Source organism: Ochrobactrum sp. WV_118_8 (assembly GCF_039631535.1).
Lineage (GTDB): Bacteria > Pseudomonadota > Alphaproteobacteria > Rhizobiales > Rhizobiaceae > Brucella > Brucella anthropi.
Window position 1 is genome coordinate 809,444 of sequence record NZ_JBDIUZ010000001.1, and the last position, 15,740, is coordinate 825,183.

The following is a 15,740-nucleotide window of genomic DNA, read 5'->3' on the forward strand; positions in this document are numbered from 1 at the left end:
CGCCAGAACTGAAATCCGCGCTTATATTCAATCCAGAAGGAGCTTAACATGGAAGCGGAAGCAGCAAAGTACATCGGCGCCGGTCTCGCCTGTTTCGGTATGGCCGGTACGGCTCTCGGCCTCGGCAATATCTTTGGCCAATACCTCTCCGGCGCTCTGCGCAACCCGTCCGCTGCTGACAGCCAGTTCGGCCGTCTGGTGTTCGGTTTCGCCGTTACGGAAGCTCTGGGCATCTTCTCGCTGCTCATCGCGCTTCTGCTCCTCTTCGCCGTCTAATCAACGGTTGCAAGGAACTGGCTGGCCGCGATCTGTATCTTGAAATGCAGCGCGGCTGGCCTTTGCATATGACGTCTGAGTAAGGCATGATCCCTCTCCATCTGGATCAGATCGTGCTGGATTAAAGGGGAAATCTGGATGTTCGTGTCCACGGCGTTTGCCCAAACCGCCACCGAATCGCAACCGGCACCTGCTGCTGGCGAGCACGGCGCAGCCGATGCTGTGCACACCGAAACCGGGGTCGCCAACGATGCCGGACACGGCAGCGGCGTATTCCCGCCGTTTGATTCCACCCATTACGCATCGCAGATCCTTTGGCTCGCGATCACCTTCGGGCTTTTCTATCTGTTCATGTCGCGCGTGGTTCTGCCGCGCATCGGCGGCGTGATCGAAACCCGTCGCGACCGTATCGCTCAGGATCTCGAGCAGGCAGCCCGCCTCAAGCAGGATGCCGACAATGCTATTGCTGCTTACGAGCAGGAACTGACCCAGGCCCGCACCAAGGCTGCTTCGATCGCCGAAGCTGCTCGTGAAAAGGGCAAGGGCGAAGCCGACGCAGAACGCGCTACGGCCGAAGCAGCACTTGAACGCAAGCTCAAGGAAGCTGAAGAACGTATCGCCGCGATCAAGGCGAAGGCCATGAACGACGTCGGCAACATTGCCGAGGAAACCACGGCAGAGATCGTCGAACAGCTTCTGGGCACCAAGGCCGACAAGGCTTCGGTAACAGCAGCCGTCAAGGCTTCGAACGCCTGAGGAGAGGACAATGGACGCTACATTTTGGGCACTGATTGGCCTCATTATCTTTCTGGCAATCCTGGCTTACCTGAAGGTTCCGGGCATGGTCGGTCGTTCGCTCGATGAGCGCGCTGACCGCATCAAAAACGAACTGGAAGAAGCCCGCACGCTTCGTGAAGAGGCCCAGCAGCTGCTGGCCGAATATCATCGCAAGCGCAAGGAAGCCGAAAAGGAAGCAGGCGACATCGTTGCTTCCGCCGAGCGTGAAGCCAAGGCACTTCTCGAAGACGCCAAGCGCGCGACGGAAGAATATGTTGCACGCCGCAACAAGCTTGCCGAGCAGAAGATCGCAACGGCTGAAGTCGATGCCATCAACGCAGTTCGCGCTTCGGCTGTCGATCTGGCAGTTGCTGCAGCTGGCAAGATCGTTGCCGACAAGGTCGACACGAAGGTCGCAGGCAACCTGTTCAAGGATGCTCTGTCGCAGGTCAAGTCGAACCTGAACTAATCCCGGCTTATACAGTTTTCTAGAAAACGCCGCCTCGAAAGGGCGGCGTTTTTGTTTTCCGGGTTGAGAAATCGATTTCGATACAGTCCGATCAGCGGCTGGCTGCCATGCCACCCAATTTGTGAAACAACGGTCGATATTCCTCCAAAGCAAGGTCATCCAGTGCGCAGGCTTCCTCTGGCATGAACCACCGCAGTTCCGTGTGTTCCCGGTCGCGAATGGCAGGGCGACCGTCCCAGGCGCTGACAGTAAAGAGGTGGAATGACGCTGCCGGATTTGCGACCTCTATAGAGGTGAAGAACGAAAACGAGTGAAGCGTTAGTCCGAGCTCCTCTTGGATTTCCCGTTGGAGTGCGCGTTCAAAACTCTCTCCTGCTTCAACATGACCGCCCGGAAAGCTCCAACGGTTTGGATAGGCACGGCGATCCGGACTGCGACGGCCCAGAAGAACGCCCTGAGAGCCGACAAGAACTGCATTGACAATATCCGGCATGATGGTCCTTCGATGGTGCGAGGTGAGGTCAATCCTTGAGGCCCGTGAGATGGGCGAGCGGCAGCTCTCCCTGTGACTTGACCGTCTGGATGGCGAAGTTGCTCCGAATGTCGATCACGCCGGGAAGTCGCAGCAGCGTGCCGGTTAGAAAGCGCTCATAGGCTGCGAGATCAGGCACCACCACCTGTAGCAGAAAGTCGGATTCTCCCGACACGAGATGGCATGAAAAGACCTCCGGCAGATTCTGCACGGAGGTGCGAAACGCCGTCGCGGTTTCCTCGTGATGGCGCTCTACCCGGATGCCCACGAAAACAGTCAATCCAAGCCCGACCGCGTTTCGATCCAGCGCTGCATGATAGCCTTGAATGACGCCTGCCTTTTCGAGCATCTTGACGCGCCGCAGGCACGGAGAGGGCGACAGACCAATTTTCTCCGCCAATTGCACATTGGAGAGCCGCGCATCGTCCTGGAGTGCGGTCAGTATTTTGCGGTCGATAGCGTCCAGTTTCAGTGTTGGCATAATCCGACAATCATAATTGTTATGTTGGCAGAATGTACCACAAAGCCGTAACATTGCGCCACAAATCGCAAGGACATGCGCATCCATCTCCGCATAGTTTCGACCATGCAGCTGCTTCGCATAGCGGACAGGCTGGCACTCTCTTTTTTCGCATTAGCCTACGCAAAACTGCTTCGCGCTTTTGCTGGAAATGCTCTGGTGGACGATATCGATGAGCGAGATGTGGTTATATGCAGGCGCACTGGCTGCTGCATTTCTTATTCCGGGACCGGATATGCTTCTGCTCCTCCAGACTGGTGCAGCACAGGGCAGGACACATGCGCTTGCAGCGGCAGCAGGGCTTGCAATCGCGCGCGCTTGTCACGTCGCTCTTGCCGCACTTGGTGTGGCTGCACTTCTTCATGCATTTCCTGTCGCGTTTCAGTTCGTCCGGATCATTGGTGCCTGCTATCTGGTCTGGATTGCCATCGGCATTCTGCGCAACCCCTTGCCGACAGTGGATGCATCTGGCGGCGTGCGCGAACGCCGGTCCTATCTGGCTTCGGCGCGCAAGGGTCTCCTCACCAATCTGCTCAACCCGAAAGCGTTGCTTTTCTGTTCGGTCCTGCTGCCGCAGTTCGTTCATCCCGAAAATGGCAGCATTACGCTCCAGTTCGCGTTGCTGGGGACCGTGATGACGATCGTGGGATTGTCGTTCGACACAATCTACGCCTTTACAGGTTCGTCGCTCGGAAGCCTGTTTAAACGTTATCCTGCCATACAGTCGGTACAGCGCTGGGGCTTTGCAGCGCTGCTTTTCGGCTTCGCGGCCAAGCTTGCAACTGTTTAAACGCTGTAACGGCCTTTGATGGGCGCGAAAGTATAGCGGTGGATACCGGGAACGGGGCCAGTCGTTTCGATGGCGGCACGATGTTTCACAGTCGCGTAGCCCGCATGGATTTCCAGTCCGTAAGGTGGATGCGCCGCTCCGGCACGGATCATCATACGGTCGCGCGTTACCTTGGCGACGATAGACGCAGCGGCGATGGAGACGGAACGCTGATCGCCTTTGACCAGAGCCGAGCCAGGGCAGGGAAGTCCGGGCGGAACATCGCGTCCGTCAATCAGCGCATGGCATGGCTGCAAGGTCAGGCCGACAGAAGCGCGACGCATGGCTTCAAGCGCGGCTTTCCTGATATCGCTTGCATCGATGCTGCGCGCGCTGAGGCTTGCCACCGAAACGGTGATGGCTTTTTCCAGAATGGTTTCGTAGAGCGCTTCGCGCTTTACAGCCGTGAGACGCTTGGAATCGTCCAGACCGTTTGGAAGGTTGTCGATATCGAGCACCACGGCAGCAGCCACGACAGGACCGGCCAAAGGTCCACGTCCCGCTTCATCTATGCCGACGATGTGTTTCAGTCCGCGCGCAAGCAATCTTTTCTCTTCAGAAAAGTCAGGCGCGAGTGGGATATCAAAGAGAAGCGGAGAATCAGAAGCCGAGCGTTTCATTTGGCGGCGATGCTCGCATTGCTTCCGATTCTCCGCAAGGGCCCTGCTCGAGGATGGTGGCGTGAAAGCAGGTAGCCCCTCCGTCCGAAAAGAGATCAGACGGGAATTGAACTGACGACTGATAGGATATGCAGTTTGAAAAGCGGCACCAGCCCAAGGTGAAGTTCGCCTTTTGGAGCCCCTTTGTGTGCCTCGCCTAAAACAGTGAAAGCTGTTTGCCTCCCTTTTCGACCGGTTCGAACAGATCGGTGCGCAACTGAAGGCGGCGCGCATTGAAACCGAGCTTGCGTGCGGTGATCTCGAAACGACGTCCGATCTGCCATGCATAGGGACCTGTGCCGCGCATGCGCTTGCCCCATTCGGCATCGTAATCCTTGCCGTCGCGCATGGAGCGCACCAGCGACATGACATGACGATAGCGATCCGGGTAATTGCGCAACAGCCAGTCCTTGAACAAAGGGGCTACTTCGAGCGGCAGGCGCAGCAGAACATAACCCGCCTCGCGCGCGCCCTGCGCATAGGCTGCATCCAGAATGCGCTCGATCTCGTGATCGTTGATACCCGGAATGACCGGCCCCATCATGACGGACGCTGGAATACCCGCATCGGCCAGCTTACGGATGGCCTGAAGCCGCAGTGTCGGCGTCGAGGCGCGCGGCTCCATCGTGCGAGACAGATGAGCATCGAGCGTCGTGACTGACAAGGCGACCTTGGCCAGCCCCTTCTCGGCCATGCGGCTTAGAATATCGATGTCACGCACCACCAGGGCGGATTTCGTCACGATGCCGACCGGATGATTGGCAGCCTCCAGCACTTCGAGAATTTCGCGCATGATGCGCCATTTCTTCTCGACCGGCTGATAGGGATCTGTATTGGTGCCGATGGCGATGGTCCTCGGCTGATAATTGGGCTTGGCGAGCTCGCGCTCCAGAAGGCGCGCTGCATCCGGCTTCGCGAACAGGCGGGATTCGAAATCGAGACCGGCAGAAAGCCCCATGTAACTATGGGTCGGACGGGCAAAGCAATAGATGCAACCGTGCTCGCAACCGCGATAGGGATTGATCGAGCGGTCGAAATTGATGTCGGGTGAATCATTGCGGGTGATGATCGTGCGCGGCTTTTCGATCTGCACGTCGGTCTTGAACGGCGGCAGTTCCTCAAGCGTGGTCCAGCCGTCATCGAAATCATGCCGCGTCGTCGGCTCGAAGCGTCCGGTCGGGTTGATGCCCGCGCCGCGTCCGCGCCTGCGAGCATGGTCGATGCGCAGGCCTGCCTCACCGATCATCGCATTGGCGTGATCCGCGCGTCCACTACCGAAGGCAGCCATGTCGGCCTGCTTGATGATATCTGCCTGCTGGATCACTTCCATTTTCGTCTCCCTGAGTGGAAACATCTGGCGTTGTGCAGCCACGACGAAAGCAAACCGGGAACAGGATACCCCTTCAGGGCTGAGAACTGTTCTGTTGCGCGTGCCGTGCTGCCATGCGACTCTGTTCTGATGAATCTATTCCTATCGCAAGATTTAGAACAAAGCAAGAACATATGTACGGCAGCTTTCCGTTCACACGTTCTTGATATATGAAGCGCGCATGTTGTCCGTCGTCATCGAAACCCTGAATTCAGAAAGAGCGCTGGCCCACACGCTTTCGGCTTTGGTGCCGGCTGTTGTGGAGGGGTTGCTGCGCCGTGTTACGGTCATCGACCGGGGGTCATCGGACGAAACCGCTCTCGTCGCGCTCGGTGCCGGCTGTAGCTTTTATGCCGAAATGGATATTGAGGCGGCGCTCGCAGAAATCCGCACGCCGTGGGTACTGTTGCTGAAACCGGGTGCTATTCCGCAGGAAGGGTGGGAGGAAGTCCTCCGCCGCCACATGGATAATGATGGGGGTACCGCGCGCTTTTCACTGCCGGAAGATAGCGGCTTCGGCACGGTCCGTAGAATCTTCGGCCACAAGGCGACGCTCGATGCCGGGCTTCTGGTTCGGTTGGATATTTTGAAGCCGCTGTTGCTCGACGGCGTGGCGTTTGATCTGCTTCCACAGCACTTGCGGCCGGTCCGTCTCAAACACCCCATTCTGCCGCCCGACGAAGACTGAACAAAACAAAAAGGCGAAGCTGGAAGCTTCGCCTTTTTCATCAGACATGCTGACCGGATTAGTTCTGACCGGATTAGTTCTGGCCGGATTAGTTCTGGTAAGAGGAAGGCGAAGCATCGCCAAAGCGATGAGCCGAACCGTCCTGATAGACCGGAGCCTTGATCGAGGCAGGAGCCGTGTAGTCGAGCTTCTGGCTCTGCGTTGCAACCGGCGTACGGTCGTTTGCATAGAGATCGGCAGGTTCGCCGACATGCGGGTTCTCGGCGAAAGCAGCACCGGCGCTAAGGGCAACGGCAACAGCAGCAAGAGCAAACTTTTTCATTTTCGTAATCCTTAAAATCGCCCCTTCGGATGGCATAGAAGCCTTTCCGGGGCTCCCGGGTGGCACCATGCCATCCATCGGGGAGATAACTGGGGAAGCTGAATGATTGGGAGGAATATCCAGCTTAGGAATTCATCGGGGCGTCATCCGCTGGGAGGCTTTTGACGACGCCCTGCGCCTAAGTTTTCGGAAAACTTAGTTCTGGTAGCTCGAAGGCGATGCGTCACCGAAGCGATGAGCCGAACCGTCCTGGAATGAGGACTGGCTGATCGAAGCGGGAGCGGTGTAGTCGACCTTCTGGGAAGCAACCGGGGTGCGGTCGTTTGCATAAAGATCGGCAGGTTCGCCAACGCGTGGGTTTTCAGCAAAGGCAGCACCGGCGCTAAGAGCGAGGGCAGCGGCAGCAAGAACAATCTTTTTCATTTTCCTATCTCTTTGGAAAGTGGAGCGGCGTTTTGTTCGTCGTTCTGATGTAGCTGAAATGGGTGACAGTGGGTAAAAGTTCCAATCACGAAAATGTTTTCTTAATAACACATTCGTGCAGCCAATTTTATGGAATGTAGATAATTTCTGAGAAATAACTAAATATAATCAATAAGTTATACTATATATCAGTATTCACGAAACTGTTGTAAAAGGCATTTTGTTCAAAAAGAGCGAACAGTCTGTCCCAATATATTGTCCAATGAGAGTGAACAATAGGGCGATTTTTCAGACTTTCGGTTGGGAGGCCGCTCAGAAACTACTTTTGGGAGGGAGCCGTTTGGGTTGCGATGACGAACCAGTCGGGTCTTTCGGCCAAGAGAAGTGCTGCTGCCCGCTCTGTGGCGGCCATATCTTTGTAGATCGCATAACAGGTTGCACCTGAGCCTGACATCTGTGCGTAAAGCGATCCGCTTGCGCGAAGCAGGTCAAGTTTATCACCGATCTGGGGGGCAAGTTTTAGGGCCGGAGGCAGAAGATCATTGCGGGTTGTCTGCAGATAGGCGCAAAGGGGGGCGATATCTGCATGGGAGCCAAGGTTCAGCGCTGGATGGTCGCGTTTGTCGAGTGCGCGAAAGACATCCGGCGTTGCAACAGCGGTTCCATCATTGACGAGGAGCATCGGCAGGGCTGGAAATCCGACAACCAGGCTCAGGTCTTCACCGATGCCGCGCGCGGCAAGCGGTGTGCCCTTGGATGCGCCATGCAGGCACATGGGCAGATCGGCGCCAAGGGTAAGCCCCATCGCGGCGAGTTGCTCTAAACCGAGATCGAGCCCCCACAATTCATCGAGCGCGAGCAGCGTTGCTGCGGCATCGCTCGATCCGCCGCCTATACCCGACGCAATCGGAAGGTTCTTTTCCAAATGAACGGCGACGGGCGGCAATGCCCTTTGCGTATGATCACGCAAGGCCTCGCGTGCCTTGAGAACCAGATTGCCACCATCGAGCGGTATGCCTTTTGCGAAAGGGCCGCTGACCGTGAAGCTATCCTTTTCGCCGTGCTCGATACGGATGATGTCGCCATAGCGCGCAAAGACCACCAGCATATCGAGCAGATGATAGCCATCGTCACGACGCCCTGTAACATGCAGTGCGAGATTGATCTTGGCCGGTGCCAGACGCGTCACCGCATGTGCGGCCCCGGCATTCGCGGGCGTTTTGGTTGTCGGAGAAAGGGTCATTTCTGGCTACGGACCGGGAATAGCGCATTTCCAGCAAAAGTGTGAAACGGTTTTGCGTGAGGCAAATGCTATGAAACAAATAGTTGGAGCGGCTCCGACGACATTGTTAAAATTGGAACCGCTCTTGAGAAAACATGGCATCCGGCTGCGGCGAGCAACCGCACCACTTCGTTGGCAACCTCTCTTACAAGACAGGTCAGTCCTTCTTGACGTAATATTCGCCGGTTTTAGGGTCCTGCACCAACGTGCCTTGAGCCCGGTTCTGCGCTTCCTTTTCTGCCTGACGCACACGCTGGGACACGCGCGAGGCTTCACGCTTGAACGAGCGATAGCCGTACCAGGCGGCGGCGATGATCAGCAGCAGAAAGATGAGCTGGGGCATGACCTCAAGTCCTTAAGGGTCGCATTTCGGATCGCCGGATCGCAACGCCGAAATGCCGAATGTTCATGAAGGGGCGGGAAGCAGCCCACCCCGCTTTCTGACACCATATCATGGTGAAACGAGGGAATTCAAAGCTTTGGTTCGAAAATCGACGCTGATTTTCGACTTCGCTTTGTTTTTACAGGCCATAACGGCCCCAAAGTGCCTTTTCTTCGGCTACTGAAAGCAGCCCGTCGCCGAGATGCGCGGCAATGGAAGCCGGTTCAAGATTACCGAGTGCCATATCAATGCCGGGCATCTTGCGCCCCAGAAGGCCGCGTTTCTGTTCCACGAGCTTGAGCTTAACCTTGTCGCCGTAGGTTTTGCGCAGGAAGCTGCGCATATCGCCAAGCCCGTCAATCAGGCCAAGCTCATGCCCCTTGATGCCGGTCCAGAACAGCCCGGTAAACAGGTCCTTGTCTTCTGCAAGTTTCGTACCGCGCCGTTCCTTCACCATGTCGATGAAGGTCTCGTGGATTTCGAGCTGCAGTGATTTCAGCCGCTCGATGTCGGCCTTCTTCTCCGGCTGGAACGGGTCGAGCGTCACCTTGTTGGAGCCTGCCGTATAGACGCGGCGCTCCACACCGATCTTTTTCAGAAGTTCGGGGAAGCCGAACGAGGCCGACACCACGCCGATAGAACCCACGATGGATGACGGATCGGCGATGATTTCGTCACCAGCCAGCGCGATCATGTAGCCACCCGAGGCGGCAACATCTTCGACGAAGATAAAAACCTTCTTCTGGTGTTCGGCGGCAAGGTCGCGGATACGCCGGTAGATCAGTCGGGACTGAACCGGTGATCCGCCGGGCGAGTTGAGCGAAATGGCGACGGCGGGCGTCTCCTTGTCGGTGAACGCCTTTTCAAGGACTGCTGCGGTCGACGCCAGTGAAAGCATCGGACGGAATGCAGATCCACCGGACATGATGGCACCATGCAGCCGCACGACAGGTATCTCGATGGAAACCGGGCGGAAGCGGCGTGGAACAAGGCGCGTCAATAAACCGGGCAAGGCAAACTCCTGCTAACTGAAATCATTCAGGCTCTCAGCCGGAATGTAGGAAGCCATTTGGGAAACACAAAGAAAACCGCCCGGAAATTTTGTTTTCCGGGCGGTGATGTCGTTTCTGTCAGGTGTTTTTCGGCTTTGTGACCAACCGCAGCAGGATATAGCCGCAAATGGCCGACAGGCCCGAACCGGCCAGAACACCGATCTTCGTTTCCGCCTGCATGAGATCGGACGGGAAGGAGAGGAGGCCGATGAAGATGCTCATTGTAAAGCCGATCCCGCACAGGACCGCCACGCCGTAAAGCTGGATCCACGTGGCCCCGAGCGGCTTTTGTGCGAGACCTGTCTTGATCGCAAGCCAGGCGGCTCCGAAAACGCCGAGCTGTTTGCCGATGAAGAGGCCAAGCATAATGCCAAGCGTGAGTGTATCCCGCATCACCGAGGCATCGAGACCGGCAAACGATATGCCCGCATTGGCGAAGCCGAAAATCGGCACGATGATGAAGGCAACAGGCTTGGCCAGCGCGTGTTCCAGCACATGCAGCGGCGAGGTCATGTCGTCAGGCCTGCCGGGCGCGGCCTTCAGCGGAATCATAAGTGCTGTCACCACGCCTGCAACCGTTGCATGAACACCGGAATTCAACACGAAGAACCAGAGCGCTGCTCCGCCGATCAGGTAGGGCAGGAGCTTCATCACGCCCATCCGGTTCATGACGAAAAGAACGATAGCGGCGGCGAAAGCTCCGCCAAGATATGGCATGGAGATTTCAGCCGTATAGAAAATGGCGATGATGACGACGGCTGCGAGATCGTCCAGGATAGCAAGTGTCGCCAGAAACACCTTGAGGCTGGAAGGAACCCGTGAACCCAGAAGCGACAGAACGCCGAGCGCGAAGGCGATGTCGGTGGCAGATGGCACAGCCCAGCCGCGTACCTTGGCAGGGTCGTGCCAGTTGAAAGCGGTGAAGATGATGGCTGGCAGGATGACGCCGCCCGCAGCGGCGATACCGGGCAGCATTCGGTTTGGCCAGCTTGCCAGTTGACCGTCGAGAAATTCGCGTTTGATCTCCAGCCCCACAAGCAGGAAGAACACCGCCATCAAGGCATCGTTGATCCAGTCTGTCAGACTCAGCGGACCGATATGAGTGTGCAGTATATCGAAATAGGCCTGCGAGAACGGAGAATTCGCCACGATCAGCGCAAGCGCTGCCGCCACCATGAGGCTTACACCCCCTGCAGATTCGCTATCCAGAAAGCGCCGCATGATGGATACGGGGCGGCTTTGGTTTGGGCTATGGTTCATTGGTTCCCGTTGCCTGTTCTTGTCGTTTTGCTGTTTGCGCTTTTTCGGAAAAGGGCGGCGGGGAGCCGCAGAACGAAAATTGCGGTTTTAGGAATATTGGCTCGAATATAGGGTTTCAACCAAAATCACCCGCTCGGACCGAAATCGGCAGGTCTGGACTATCGGAACTTCCGGAATGCTACCGTGTTATCCGATCCGGGAGGACACCACGATGGTGCTCACTGCTATTTTCGCCCAGCTCAATTGCTCCGACCTCGAACGCAGCACGGAATGGTTTGCCACGATCTTCGATCGCAATCCCGATGCGCGACCGATGCAGGGACTGGCTGAATGGCATCACGGGTTGAGTGCGGGCTTCCAGCTTTACCAGAACCCGGCGGAAGCAGGGCACGGCACACTGACACTCATCGTCCACGACGTACGAGCCGAACATGCGCGTCTTTCATTCGATGGGATTCGCCCCGGAAATGTCGAGATAGCTGACTATACGACGATTCTGAGATTGCACGACCCGGACCGCAATCTGGTCGTGCTGGCACAGCCGCGTTTCTAGATCAGAGCGTCGAGCCCGTTATTGATGCCGTTGGCGCGTGGGGTGAAGCCGTGGCCGTCGCTGCCGTGGAGAACAAGCGCCGGCATCAGCGAAAGACCGGCGCGGCTCCCGCGTGTGCCTGTCACGACAATACGGATCGCCGCCGCTTCGGGGCGGGGCTGAACGGGAATGATTCTCAGCCCGCCAAATCGTCCCGACAGTGCTTCGAGGATGGAAGAAATCGAACCGGGTCGGGCAATAATGGCAATGCCTCCGCCAGGCTTCACAATGGCCGCCGCAGTGCGCACCCATTGCTCGAACATACCTTCGGGCATGACATGCGCTTCCGCCTTCAGCGGATCGGGTGTGCTGCGATCGCGCGCTTCGTTGAAGGGCGGATTCATGATGACGAAGTCGAAACTGTTGTCGACAAGCCCTGCGGCGATGCGCGCCTTGCCTCTCAGGCCGACGTCGGCTTCGATCACACTGATACGGCCTGCAAGAGCGGCGTTCAGCGGATGCGCAACACTTCTGCGGGCAAAGCCCGCCATGAAAGCGGAACGTTCGACGAGGGTGATATTGGCGTCAGGGCAGCGCGACGCAACAGCAAGCCCTGCAGCGCCCGCACCGCTGCCAAGATCGGCAACGCGCCCGGCAAAGCCGTTTGGAACGGAGCTTGCCAGAATCATCGCATCCACACCGGAACGATGGCCTTTCAATGCGGGCTGGATGAGGTGAAACGCCCCACGATGAAACACATCGAGCGTTTCTCCAGCCTCATCTTCAGTTTCAAAACTTGCTTCCGAAGTCATCGATCGCGCAGTTCGTGTTCAATCTCGGCATCGATCAGAATCTGCCTTGCTTCTTCAAGCTGCTCTTCGCTGACCAGAAGGCGGCGCGGCAATACGCCCAAAGAGCCTTCGATGATGCTCATATTCGTGTCGGCAATGAAATAGGCGATCCCGGCCTCTTTCATCAAGGCCTCGGCAAAGGACAGCAGAACGGAATCATTCGTACGGATAAGTTCGATCATTTGAACAGTTTGTAGCGAATGCACCGCATTGACAACAGCTTCCTTCAATGGTGAACAGGCGCTGGAATAGTATCGCTTTGAGGGCGCTTTGGGGGCAGTTGCGTCTTGAGCAATCCGGTCCGTTTCAATAATGTGGCCGGGCAGCTAGGAGAAATGGCATTGGGTGTGGTTCTAAATCTGGACGGTAAAAAGAAACAGGAAGGATCGGTTCAACCGCTTGTCGATCTGACAAAGGCCGATATGGCGCGGGTGAACGAGATGATCCTTTCCCGGGCCGGGTCCGATGTTGAAATGATACCGGAAGTCGCCAATCATCTGATTTCCTCAGGCGGCAAGCGCCTGCGTCCCATGATGACGCTCGCGGCAGCTCGCATGTTCGGCTACGAAGGCGACGGTCATGTGCGTCTCGCGACTGCTGTGGAATTCATGCACACTGCGACGCTTCTGCACGACGATGTGGTTGATGAAAGCGATCTGCGGCGCGGAAAAAGCACGGCGCGCATGATCTGGGGCAACCAGGCCAGCGTTCTCGTTGGCGATTTCCTTCTGGGGCAGGCCTTCAAGATGATGGTTGATGTCGGTTCGCTCGACGCGCTCGACGTTCTGGCGACCTCGGCTTCGGTGATCGCCGAAGGCGAAGTAATGCAGCTTGCCGCTGCCAAGAACATGGAAACCACCGAAGACGAATATCTGGCGGTCATCAAGGCCAAGACTGCGGCGCTGTTCTCGGCTGCCGGTGAAGTCGGCCCGATCATCGCCGGCGCGCAGCGTTCGGATCGTGCGGCGCTGCGCGATTATGGCCTCAATCTCGGTCTTGCCTTCCAGCTGGTCGATGACGCGCTCGATTATGGCGGCTCGGCAGCCGATCTCGGCAAGAATACCGGTGACGATTTCCGCGAAGGCAAGATCACGCTCCCGGTGATTCTGAGCTATCGCCGCGGCACCGACGATGAGCGCGCTTTCTGGAAACACGCAATCGAAGACGGTGCGAGCGATGACGCCTCGCTTGAAAAGGCCATCGGCCTGATGACGAAGCACGGCGCGATTGCCGACACGGTGCAGCGCGCGCGGCATTTCGGCGAAATTGCCCGAGATGCTCTGGCACCTCTGAAAGCGACGCCTCAAAAGGACGCGCTGATCGAAGTCATTGATTTCTGCATCAGCCGCGTGAACTGACAGGCAACAGCTGCAAGCTACCGCCAGCATTTCTTGCGGGTGAAGAATACTCAGGAAAAGCGTCCCATCACGGATGCTTTTCTTGCCCCGCCATCCCAAAAAGGCCATGCTTGGGGTGCCTTTTCCGGCAAAGAGACAGCGTGCCCCGGCTTTTGAGCCACTTGAGGGTTTGCTTGCCGGTATCTGTCACAGGGATTTGAGAAGAGGATAGGGCTTTATGCGGCAAGGATCGAAATACCGCCCGCTTTATGGTTTGCTGCTCTCGCTTCTGGCGGGAATCGCGATCCCGACAAGCGGCGCTTTGGCCAAGGCGACAAATGATCCTGCACCGCCTCCTGTCCGCGCCGGTTCGTTTGCCGGGGCCTATCTTGCCGGACGTACCGCCGAATCCGACAATAATCTCGCGACCGCCGTCGATTTCTATCGTCAGGCTATGGCCTTCGATCCGGGCAATGCGCAGATCAAGCAGGATCTGCTACTGGTTTTGCTGACGGAGGGCCGTTTCAAGGATGCGCTGCCTCTGGCGGAAGAACTGAAGAACGTCCCGGACATCGAGCGTTTTTCGCGCGTGGCGCTGGCCATCGACGCCATTGACCGCAAGCAATATCGCAAGGTCGGGCCGCTTCTGATGCTGTCGCTGCAATCCGATATGGATCGCCTTGCGACCGGCTTCATGAGCGCGTGGGTGAAGGTCGGGCAGGGCAACCCCAAACAGGCGCTCGCCGATATCCAGAAAATGCAGGGACCGGAATGGTATGGTCTGTTCCGCACCTATAATTCCGCACTGATAGCCGATCTCGCCGGCCAGAAGCAGGAAGCGCGTGATTTCTACCAGCAGGCCATCGACGACCGGCCCGGCGGGAGCGCTGCCCCTGACACTTACGAACGCATCGTGATGGCCTATGCCTCCTTCAAGCTTCGTCAGGGTGACAAGGAAGGTGCTATCAAGACGTTGAATGATGCAGCCGAGCTTTTGAACGGTCGCATGACGATCACCGAAATGCGTGAAAAGATCGAGGCTGGCGAGAAATATGGCCGCCTGATCAAAACCGCTCAGGAAGGGACTGCCGAAGCGCTCTATACTCTTGGCACTGCGATCAACCGCAGCGGCGCGGAAGCCTTTGCAAAGCTTTATCTGCAGATGTCGTTGCCGCTGCGTCCGGACAATGACGCAACGCTTTATCAGCTGGGCGATATTTCCGCCAAGTTGCGCCAGCCGGAAAAGGCCATCGACTACTATGGTCGCGTGCCGGAGAAGTCGCCTTATCGTCGTGATGCGGAAATGCAGCGTGCACTCAATCTGGCGGAAAACGACCAGTCTGCCGACGCCGTCAAGCAGCTGAGAGTTCTGCTCGACCGTGACAAGACCGACATGCGCACTTATCTGGCGCTCGGTGGTGTCTATGCACAGGACAAGAATTTCGCCGATGCGGCGAAGATTTATGATGCTGCGGTGGAACAGATCAAGACGCCGGAACGCAAGGACTGGCCGGTCTTCTACCAGCGCGGCATCGCCTATGAACGCCTGAAGCAATGGGACAAGGCGGAGCCCAATTTCCGCAAGGCGCTGGAGCTTTATCCCGATCAGCCACAGGTGCTGAACTATCTTGGTTATTCATGGGTCGACCGGGGTGAAAATCTCGATGAAGCGCTGGGCATGATCAAGAAGGCGGTCGAGCTGCGTCCGCAGGACGGCTATATCGTCGACTCGCTGGGCTGGGCCTATTACATGCTGGGCCGGTATGACGAGGCGGTGGTCGAACTGGAAAAGGCGGTCAAGCTTCGTCCGGAAGACCCGACGATCAACGACCATATGGGCGATGCCTACTGGCGTGTCGGGCGTCTTCTGGAAGCGACATTCCAGTGGAACCATGCCATTGCAGGCAAGCCCGAGCCGGAAGATCTGGTGAAGATCGAGGCGAAGCTGAAGAAGGGTTTGCCGGATATCCCGGGGCAATCTTCTGCCGATGCTGCAAAGCCCGACGAGAAAAAGCCTGTCGAGCAGAAGCCGGAAGCTCCTGCACAATCGCCTGCGCCTGCCGCACCGTCCGACAAGGCTCCAGAAAAACCGGCAACTGACTAAGAGCTTCAGGCTGCCGGTTTCAAGATGGTGTGACACCGAAACTGGCAGCCTGTGCTTGACCCTGCGTTACGGACAA

The 15,740-nt window shown here is 57.2% G+C and carries 20 protein-coding genes; 8 read left to right on the forward strand and 12 right to left on the reverse strand.

The window, feature by feature from the left end:
* Positions 1 to 48 precede the first annotated feature (48 nt).
* The 3 genes from ABDF71_RS03790 to ABDF71_RS03800 all read left to right on the forward strand — a co-directional run bounded on the left by ABDF71_RS03790 (position 49) and on the right by ABDF71_RS03800 (position 1,522).
* On the forward strand, positions 49 to 276 hold the full coding sequence (locus ABDF71_RS03790) for a F0F1 ATP synthase subunit C (RefSeq protein WP_002963544.1): 228 nt from the start codon (positions 49 to 51) through the stop codon (positions 274 to 276).
* Positions 277 to 414: 138 nt separating this feature from the next.
* Entirely contained in the window at positions 415 to 1,032 is a 618-nt protein-coding gene (locus tag ABDF71_RS03795; protein WP_012090783.1) for a F0F1 ATP synthase subunit B, read from the forward strand.
* Between the two features lie 10 nt (positions 1,033 to 1,042).
* Positions 1,043 to 1,522 (forward strand): F0F1 ATP synthase subunit B, encoded by a 480-nt coding sequence (locus tag ABDF71_RS03800; RefSeq protein WP_010658323.1) that lies wholly within the window; start codon positions 1,043 to 1,045, stop codon positions 1,520 to 1,522.
* 91 nt (positions 1,523 to 1,613) lie between these two features.
* On the opposite strand, the gene ABDF71_RS03805 is transcribed toward ABDF71_RS03800, so the two are convergent.
* Together ABDF71_RS03805 and ABDF71_RS03810 are read right to left on the reverse strand one after the other, a co-directional pair.
* A complete protein-coding gene (locus ABDF71_RS03805) occupies positions 1,614 to 2,015 on the reverse strand; it encodes an NUDIX domain-containing protein (protein WP_151615826.1) in 402 nt (133 codons plus the stop codon).
* A 28-nt stretch (positions 2,016 to 2,043) separates the two neighbouring features.
* Positions 2,044 to 2,535, reverse strand: a complete 492-nt coding sequence (locus tag ABDF71_RS03810) for an Lrp/AsnC family transcriptional regulator (RefSeq protein WP_029925618.1) — start codon at positions 2,533 to 2,535, stop codon at positions 2,044 to 2,046.
* A 211-nt stretch (positions 2,536 to 2,746) separates the two neighbouring features.
* Between ABDF71_RS03810 and ABDF71_RS03815 the strand changes: the two genes are divergently transcribed.
* Positions 2,747 to 3,364 carry a LysE family translocator gene (locus tag ABDF71_RS03815; protein WP_151615824.1) on the forward strand — a complete coding sequence of 206 codons (618 nt, stop codon included), beginning with the start codon at positions 2,747 to 2,749 and terminating at the stop codon, positions 3,362 to 3,364.
* On the opposite strand, the gene rnhB is transcribed toward ABDF71_RS03815, so the two are convergent.
* Together rnhB and ABDF71_RS03825 are read right to left on the reverse strand one after the other, a co-directional pair.
* Positions 3,361 to 4,023 carry a ribonuclease HII gene (gene rnhB, locus ABDF71_RS03820; protein WP_012090787.1) on the reverse strand — a complete coding sequence of 221 codons (663 nt, stop codon included), beginning with the start codon at positions 4,021 to 4,023 and terminating at the stop codon, positions 3,361 to 3,363. The genes ABDF71_RS03815 and rnhB overlap by 4 nt on opposite strands.
* Before the next feature lie 196 nt (positions 4,024 to 4,219).
* Positions 4,220 to 5,392 (reverse strand): PA0069 family radical SAM protein, encoded by a 1,173-nt coding sequence (locus ABDF71_RS03825; RefSeq protein WP_010658328.1) that lies wholly within the window; start codon positions 5,390 to 5,392, stop codon positions 4,220 to 4,222.
* A 220-nt stretch (positions 5,393 to 5,612) separates the two neighbouring features.
* Here ABDF71_RS03825 and ABDF71_RS03830 point away from each other — a divergent pair, with 220 nt between their 5' ends.
* The gene (locus ABDF71_RS03830) at positions 5,613 to 6,119 is read left to right on the forward strand and encodes a glycosyltransferase family protein (protein ID WP_151615823.1); all 507 of its coding nucleotides are present in this window, start codon (positions 5,613 to 5,615) and stop codon (positions 6,117 to 6,119) included.
* Between the two features lie 88 nt (positions 6,120 to 6,207).
* Here ABDF71_RS03830 and ABDF71_RS03835 read toward each other — a convergent pair whose 3' ends face one another.
* From ABDF71_RS03835 to nhaA, 6 genes are all read right to left on the reverse strand, one after another.
* Positions 6,208 to 6,441: a hypothetical protein gene (locus tag ABDF71_RS03835; RefSeq protein ID WP_010658330.1), complete on the reverse strand. Its 234-nt coding sequence runs from the start codon at positions 6,439 to 6,441 to the stop codon at positions 6,208 to 6,210.
* A 195-nt stretch (positions 6,442 to 6,636) separates the two neighbouring features.
* The gene (locus tag ABDF71_RS03840) at positions 6,637 to 6,864 is read right to left on the reverse strand and encodes a hypothetical protein (protein WP_012090790.1); all 228 of its coding nucleotides are present in this window, start codon (positions 6,862 to 6,864) and stop codon (positions 6,637 to 6,639) included.
* Between the two features lie 319 nt (positions 6,865 to 7,183).
* Positions 7,184 to 8,107 carry a 4-(cytidine 5'-diphospho)-2-C-methyl-D-erythritol kinase gene (locus ABDF71_RS03845; RefSeq protein WP_151615822.1) on the reverse strand — a complete coding sequence of 308 codons (924 nt, stop codon included), beginning with the start codon at positions 8,105 to 8,107 and terminating at the stop codon, positions 7,184 to 7,186.
* A 196-nt stretch (positions 8,108 to 8,303) separates the two neighbouring features.
* Positions 8,304 to 8,489 (reverse strand): membrane protein, encoded by a 186-nt coding sequence (locus ABDF71_RS03850; protein ID WP_010658334.1) that lies wholly within the window; start codon positions 8,487 to 8,489, stop codon positions 8,304 to 8,306.
* A 178-nt stretch (positions 8,490 to 8,667) separates the two neighbouring features.
* On the reverse strand, positions 8,668 to 9,540 hold the full coding sequence (locus tag ABDF71_RS03855) for a S49 family peptidase (protein ID WP_043062699.1): 873 nt from the start codon (positions 9,538 to 9,540) through the stop codon (positions 8,668 to 8,670).
* Between the two features lie 118 nt (positions 9,541 to 9,658).
* Positions 9,659 to 10,840, reverse strand: a complete 1,182-nt coding sequence (nhaA, locus tag ABDF71_RS03860; RefSeq protein WP_012090793.1) for a Na+/H+ antiporter NhaA — start codon at positions 10,838 to 10,840, stop codon at positions 9,659 to 9,661.
* A gap of 211 nt (positions 10,841 to 11,051) precedes the next feature.
* On the opposite strand from nhaA, the gene ABDF71_RS03865 reads away from it, so the two are divergent.
* The gene (locus ABDF71_RS03865) at positions 11,052 to 11,393 is read left to right on the forward strand and encodes a VOC family protein (RefSeq protein WP_012090794.1); all 342 of its coding nucleotides are present in this window, start codon (positions 11,052 to 11,054) and stop codon (positions 11,391 to 11,393) included.
* Here ABDF71_RS03865 and ABDF71_RS03870 read toward each other — a convergent pair.
* Both ABDF71_RS03870 and ABDF71_RS03875 read right to left on the reverse strand, forming a co-directional pair.
* Complete coding sequence (locus ABDF71_RS03870; protein WP_012090795.1) at positions 11,390 to 12,184, reverse strand: tRNA1(Val) (adenine(37)-N6)-methyltransferase; 795 nt, start codon at positions 12,182 to 12,184, stop codon at positions 11,390 to 11,392. The genes ABDF71_RS03865 and ABDF71_RS03870 overlap by 4 nt on opposite strands.
* Entirely contained in the window at positions 12,181 to 12,405 is a 225-nt protein-coding gene (locus ABDF71_RS03875) for a putative signal transducing protein (protein ID WP_010658339.1), read from the reverse strand. Before ABDF71_RS03875 ends, ABDF71_RS03870 begins: the two co-directional genes overlap by 4 nt.
* A 159-nt stretch (positions 12,406 to 12,564) precedes the next feature.
* Here ABDF71_RS03875 and ABDF71_RS03880 point away from each other — a divergent pair, with 159 nt between their 5' ends.
* Positions 12,565 to 13,581: a polyprenyl synthetase family protein gene (locus ABDF71_RS03880; protein WP_010658340.1), complete on the forward strand. Its 1,017-nt coding sequence runs from the start codon at positions 12,565 to 12,567 to the stop codon at positions 13,579 to 13,581.
* Positions 13,582 to 13,798: 217 nt separating this feature from the next.
* Positions 13,799 to 15,664, forward strand: coding sequence for a tetratricopeptide repeat protein (locus ABDF71_RS03885; RefSeq protein ID WP_010658341.1), 1,866 nt, complete (start codon positions 13,799 to 13,801; stop codon positions 15,662 to 15,664).
* Positions 15,665 to 15,740: the final 76 nt, after the last annotated feature.

Bases quoted from the DNA above. Each gene is read 5' to 3' on its own strand.
- ABDF71_RS03790 (WP_002963544.1), top strand. From the start codon at position 49: ATGGAAGCGGAAGCAGCAAAGTACATCGGCGCCGGTCTCGCCTGTTTC.
- ABDF71_RS03795 (WP_012090783.1), top strand. From the start codon at position 415: ATGTTCGTGTCCACGGCGTTTGCCCAAACCGCCACCGAATCGCAACCG.
- ABDF71_RS03800 (WP_010658323.1), top strand. From the start codon at position 1,043: ATGGACGCTACATTTTGGGCACTGATTGGCCTCATTATCTTTCTGGCA.
- ABDF71_RS03805 (WP_151615826.1), bottom strand. From the start codon at position 2,015: ATGCCGGATATTGTCAATGCAGTTCTTGTCGGCTCTCAGGGCGTTCTT.
- ABDF71_RS03810 (WP_029925618.1), bottom strand. From the start codon at position 2,535: ATGCCAACACTGAAACTGGACGCTATCGACCGCAAAATACTGACCGCA.
- ABDF71_RS03815 (WP_151615824.1), top strand. From the start codon at position 2,747: ATGAGCGAGATGTGGTTATATGCAGGCGCACTGGCTGCTGCATTTCTT.
- rnhB (WP_012090787.1), bottom strand. From the start codon at position 4,023: ATGAAACGCTCGGCTTCTGATTCTCCGCTTCTCTTTGATATCCCACTC.
- ABDF71_RS03825 (WP_010658328.1), bottom strand. From the start codon at position 5,392: ATGGAAGTGATCCAGCAGGCAGATATCATCAAGCAGGCCGACATGGCT.
- ABDF71_RS03830 (WP_151615823.1), top strand. From the start codon at position 5,613: ATGTTGTCCGTCGTCATCGAAACCCTGAATTCAGAAAGAGCGCTGGCC.
- ABDF71_RS03835 (WP_010658330.1), bottom strand. From the start codon at position 6,441: ATGAAAAAGTTTGCTCTTGCTGCTGTTGCCGTTGCCCTTAGCGCCGGT.
- ABDF71_RS03840 (WP_012090790.1), bottom strand. From the start codon at position 6,864: ATGAAAAAGATTGTTCTTGCTGCCGCTGCCCTCGCTCTTAGCGCCGGT.
- ABDF71_RS03845 (WP_151615822.1), bottom strand. From the start codon at position 8,107: ATGACCCTTTCTCCGACAACCAAAACGCCCGCGAATGCCGGGGCCGCA.
- ABDF71_RS03850 (WP_010658334.1), bottom strand. From the start codon at position 8,489: ATGCCCCAGCTCATCTTTCTGCTGCTGATCATCGCCGCCGCCTGGTAC.
- nhaA (WP_012090793.1), bottom strand. From the start codon at position 10,840: ATGAACCATAGCCCAAACCAAAGCCGCCCCGTATCCATCATGCGGCGC.
- ABDF71_RS03865 (WP_012090794.1), top strand. From the start codon at position 11,052: ATGGTGCTCACTGCTATTTTCGCCCAGCTCAATTGCTCCGACCTCGAA.
- ABDF71_RS03870 (WP_012090795.1), bottom strand. From the start codon at position 12,184: ATGACTTCGGAAGCAAGTTTTGAAACTGAAGATGAGGCTGGAGAAACG.
- ABDF71_RS03875 (WP_010658339.1), bottom strand. From the start codon at position 12,405: ATGATCGAACTTATCCGTACGAATGATTCCGTTCTGCTGTCCTTTGCC.
- ABDF71_RS03885 (WP_010658341.1), top strand. From the start codon at position 13,799: ATGCGGCAAGGATCGAAATACCGCCCGCTTTATGGTTTGCTGCTCTCG.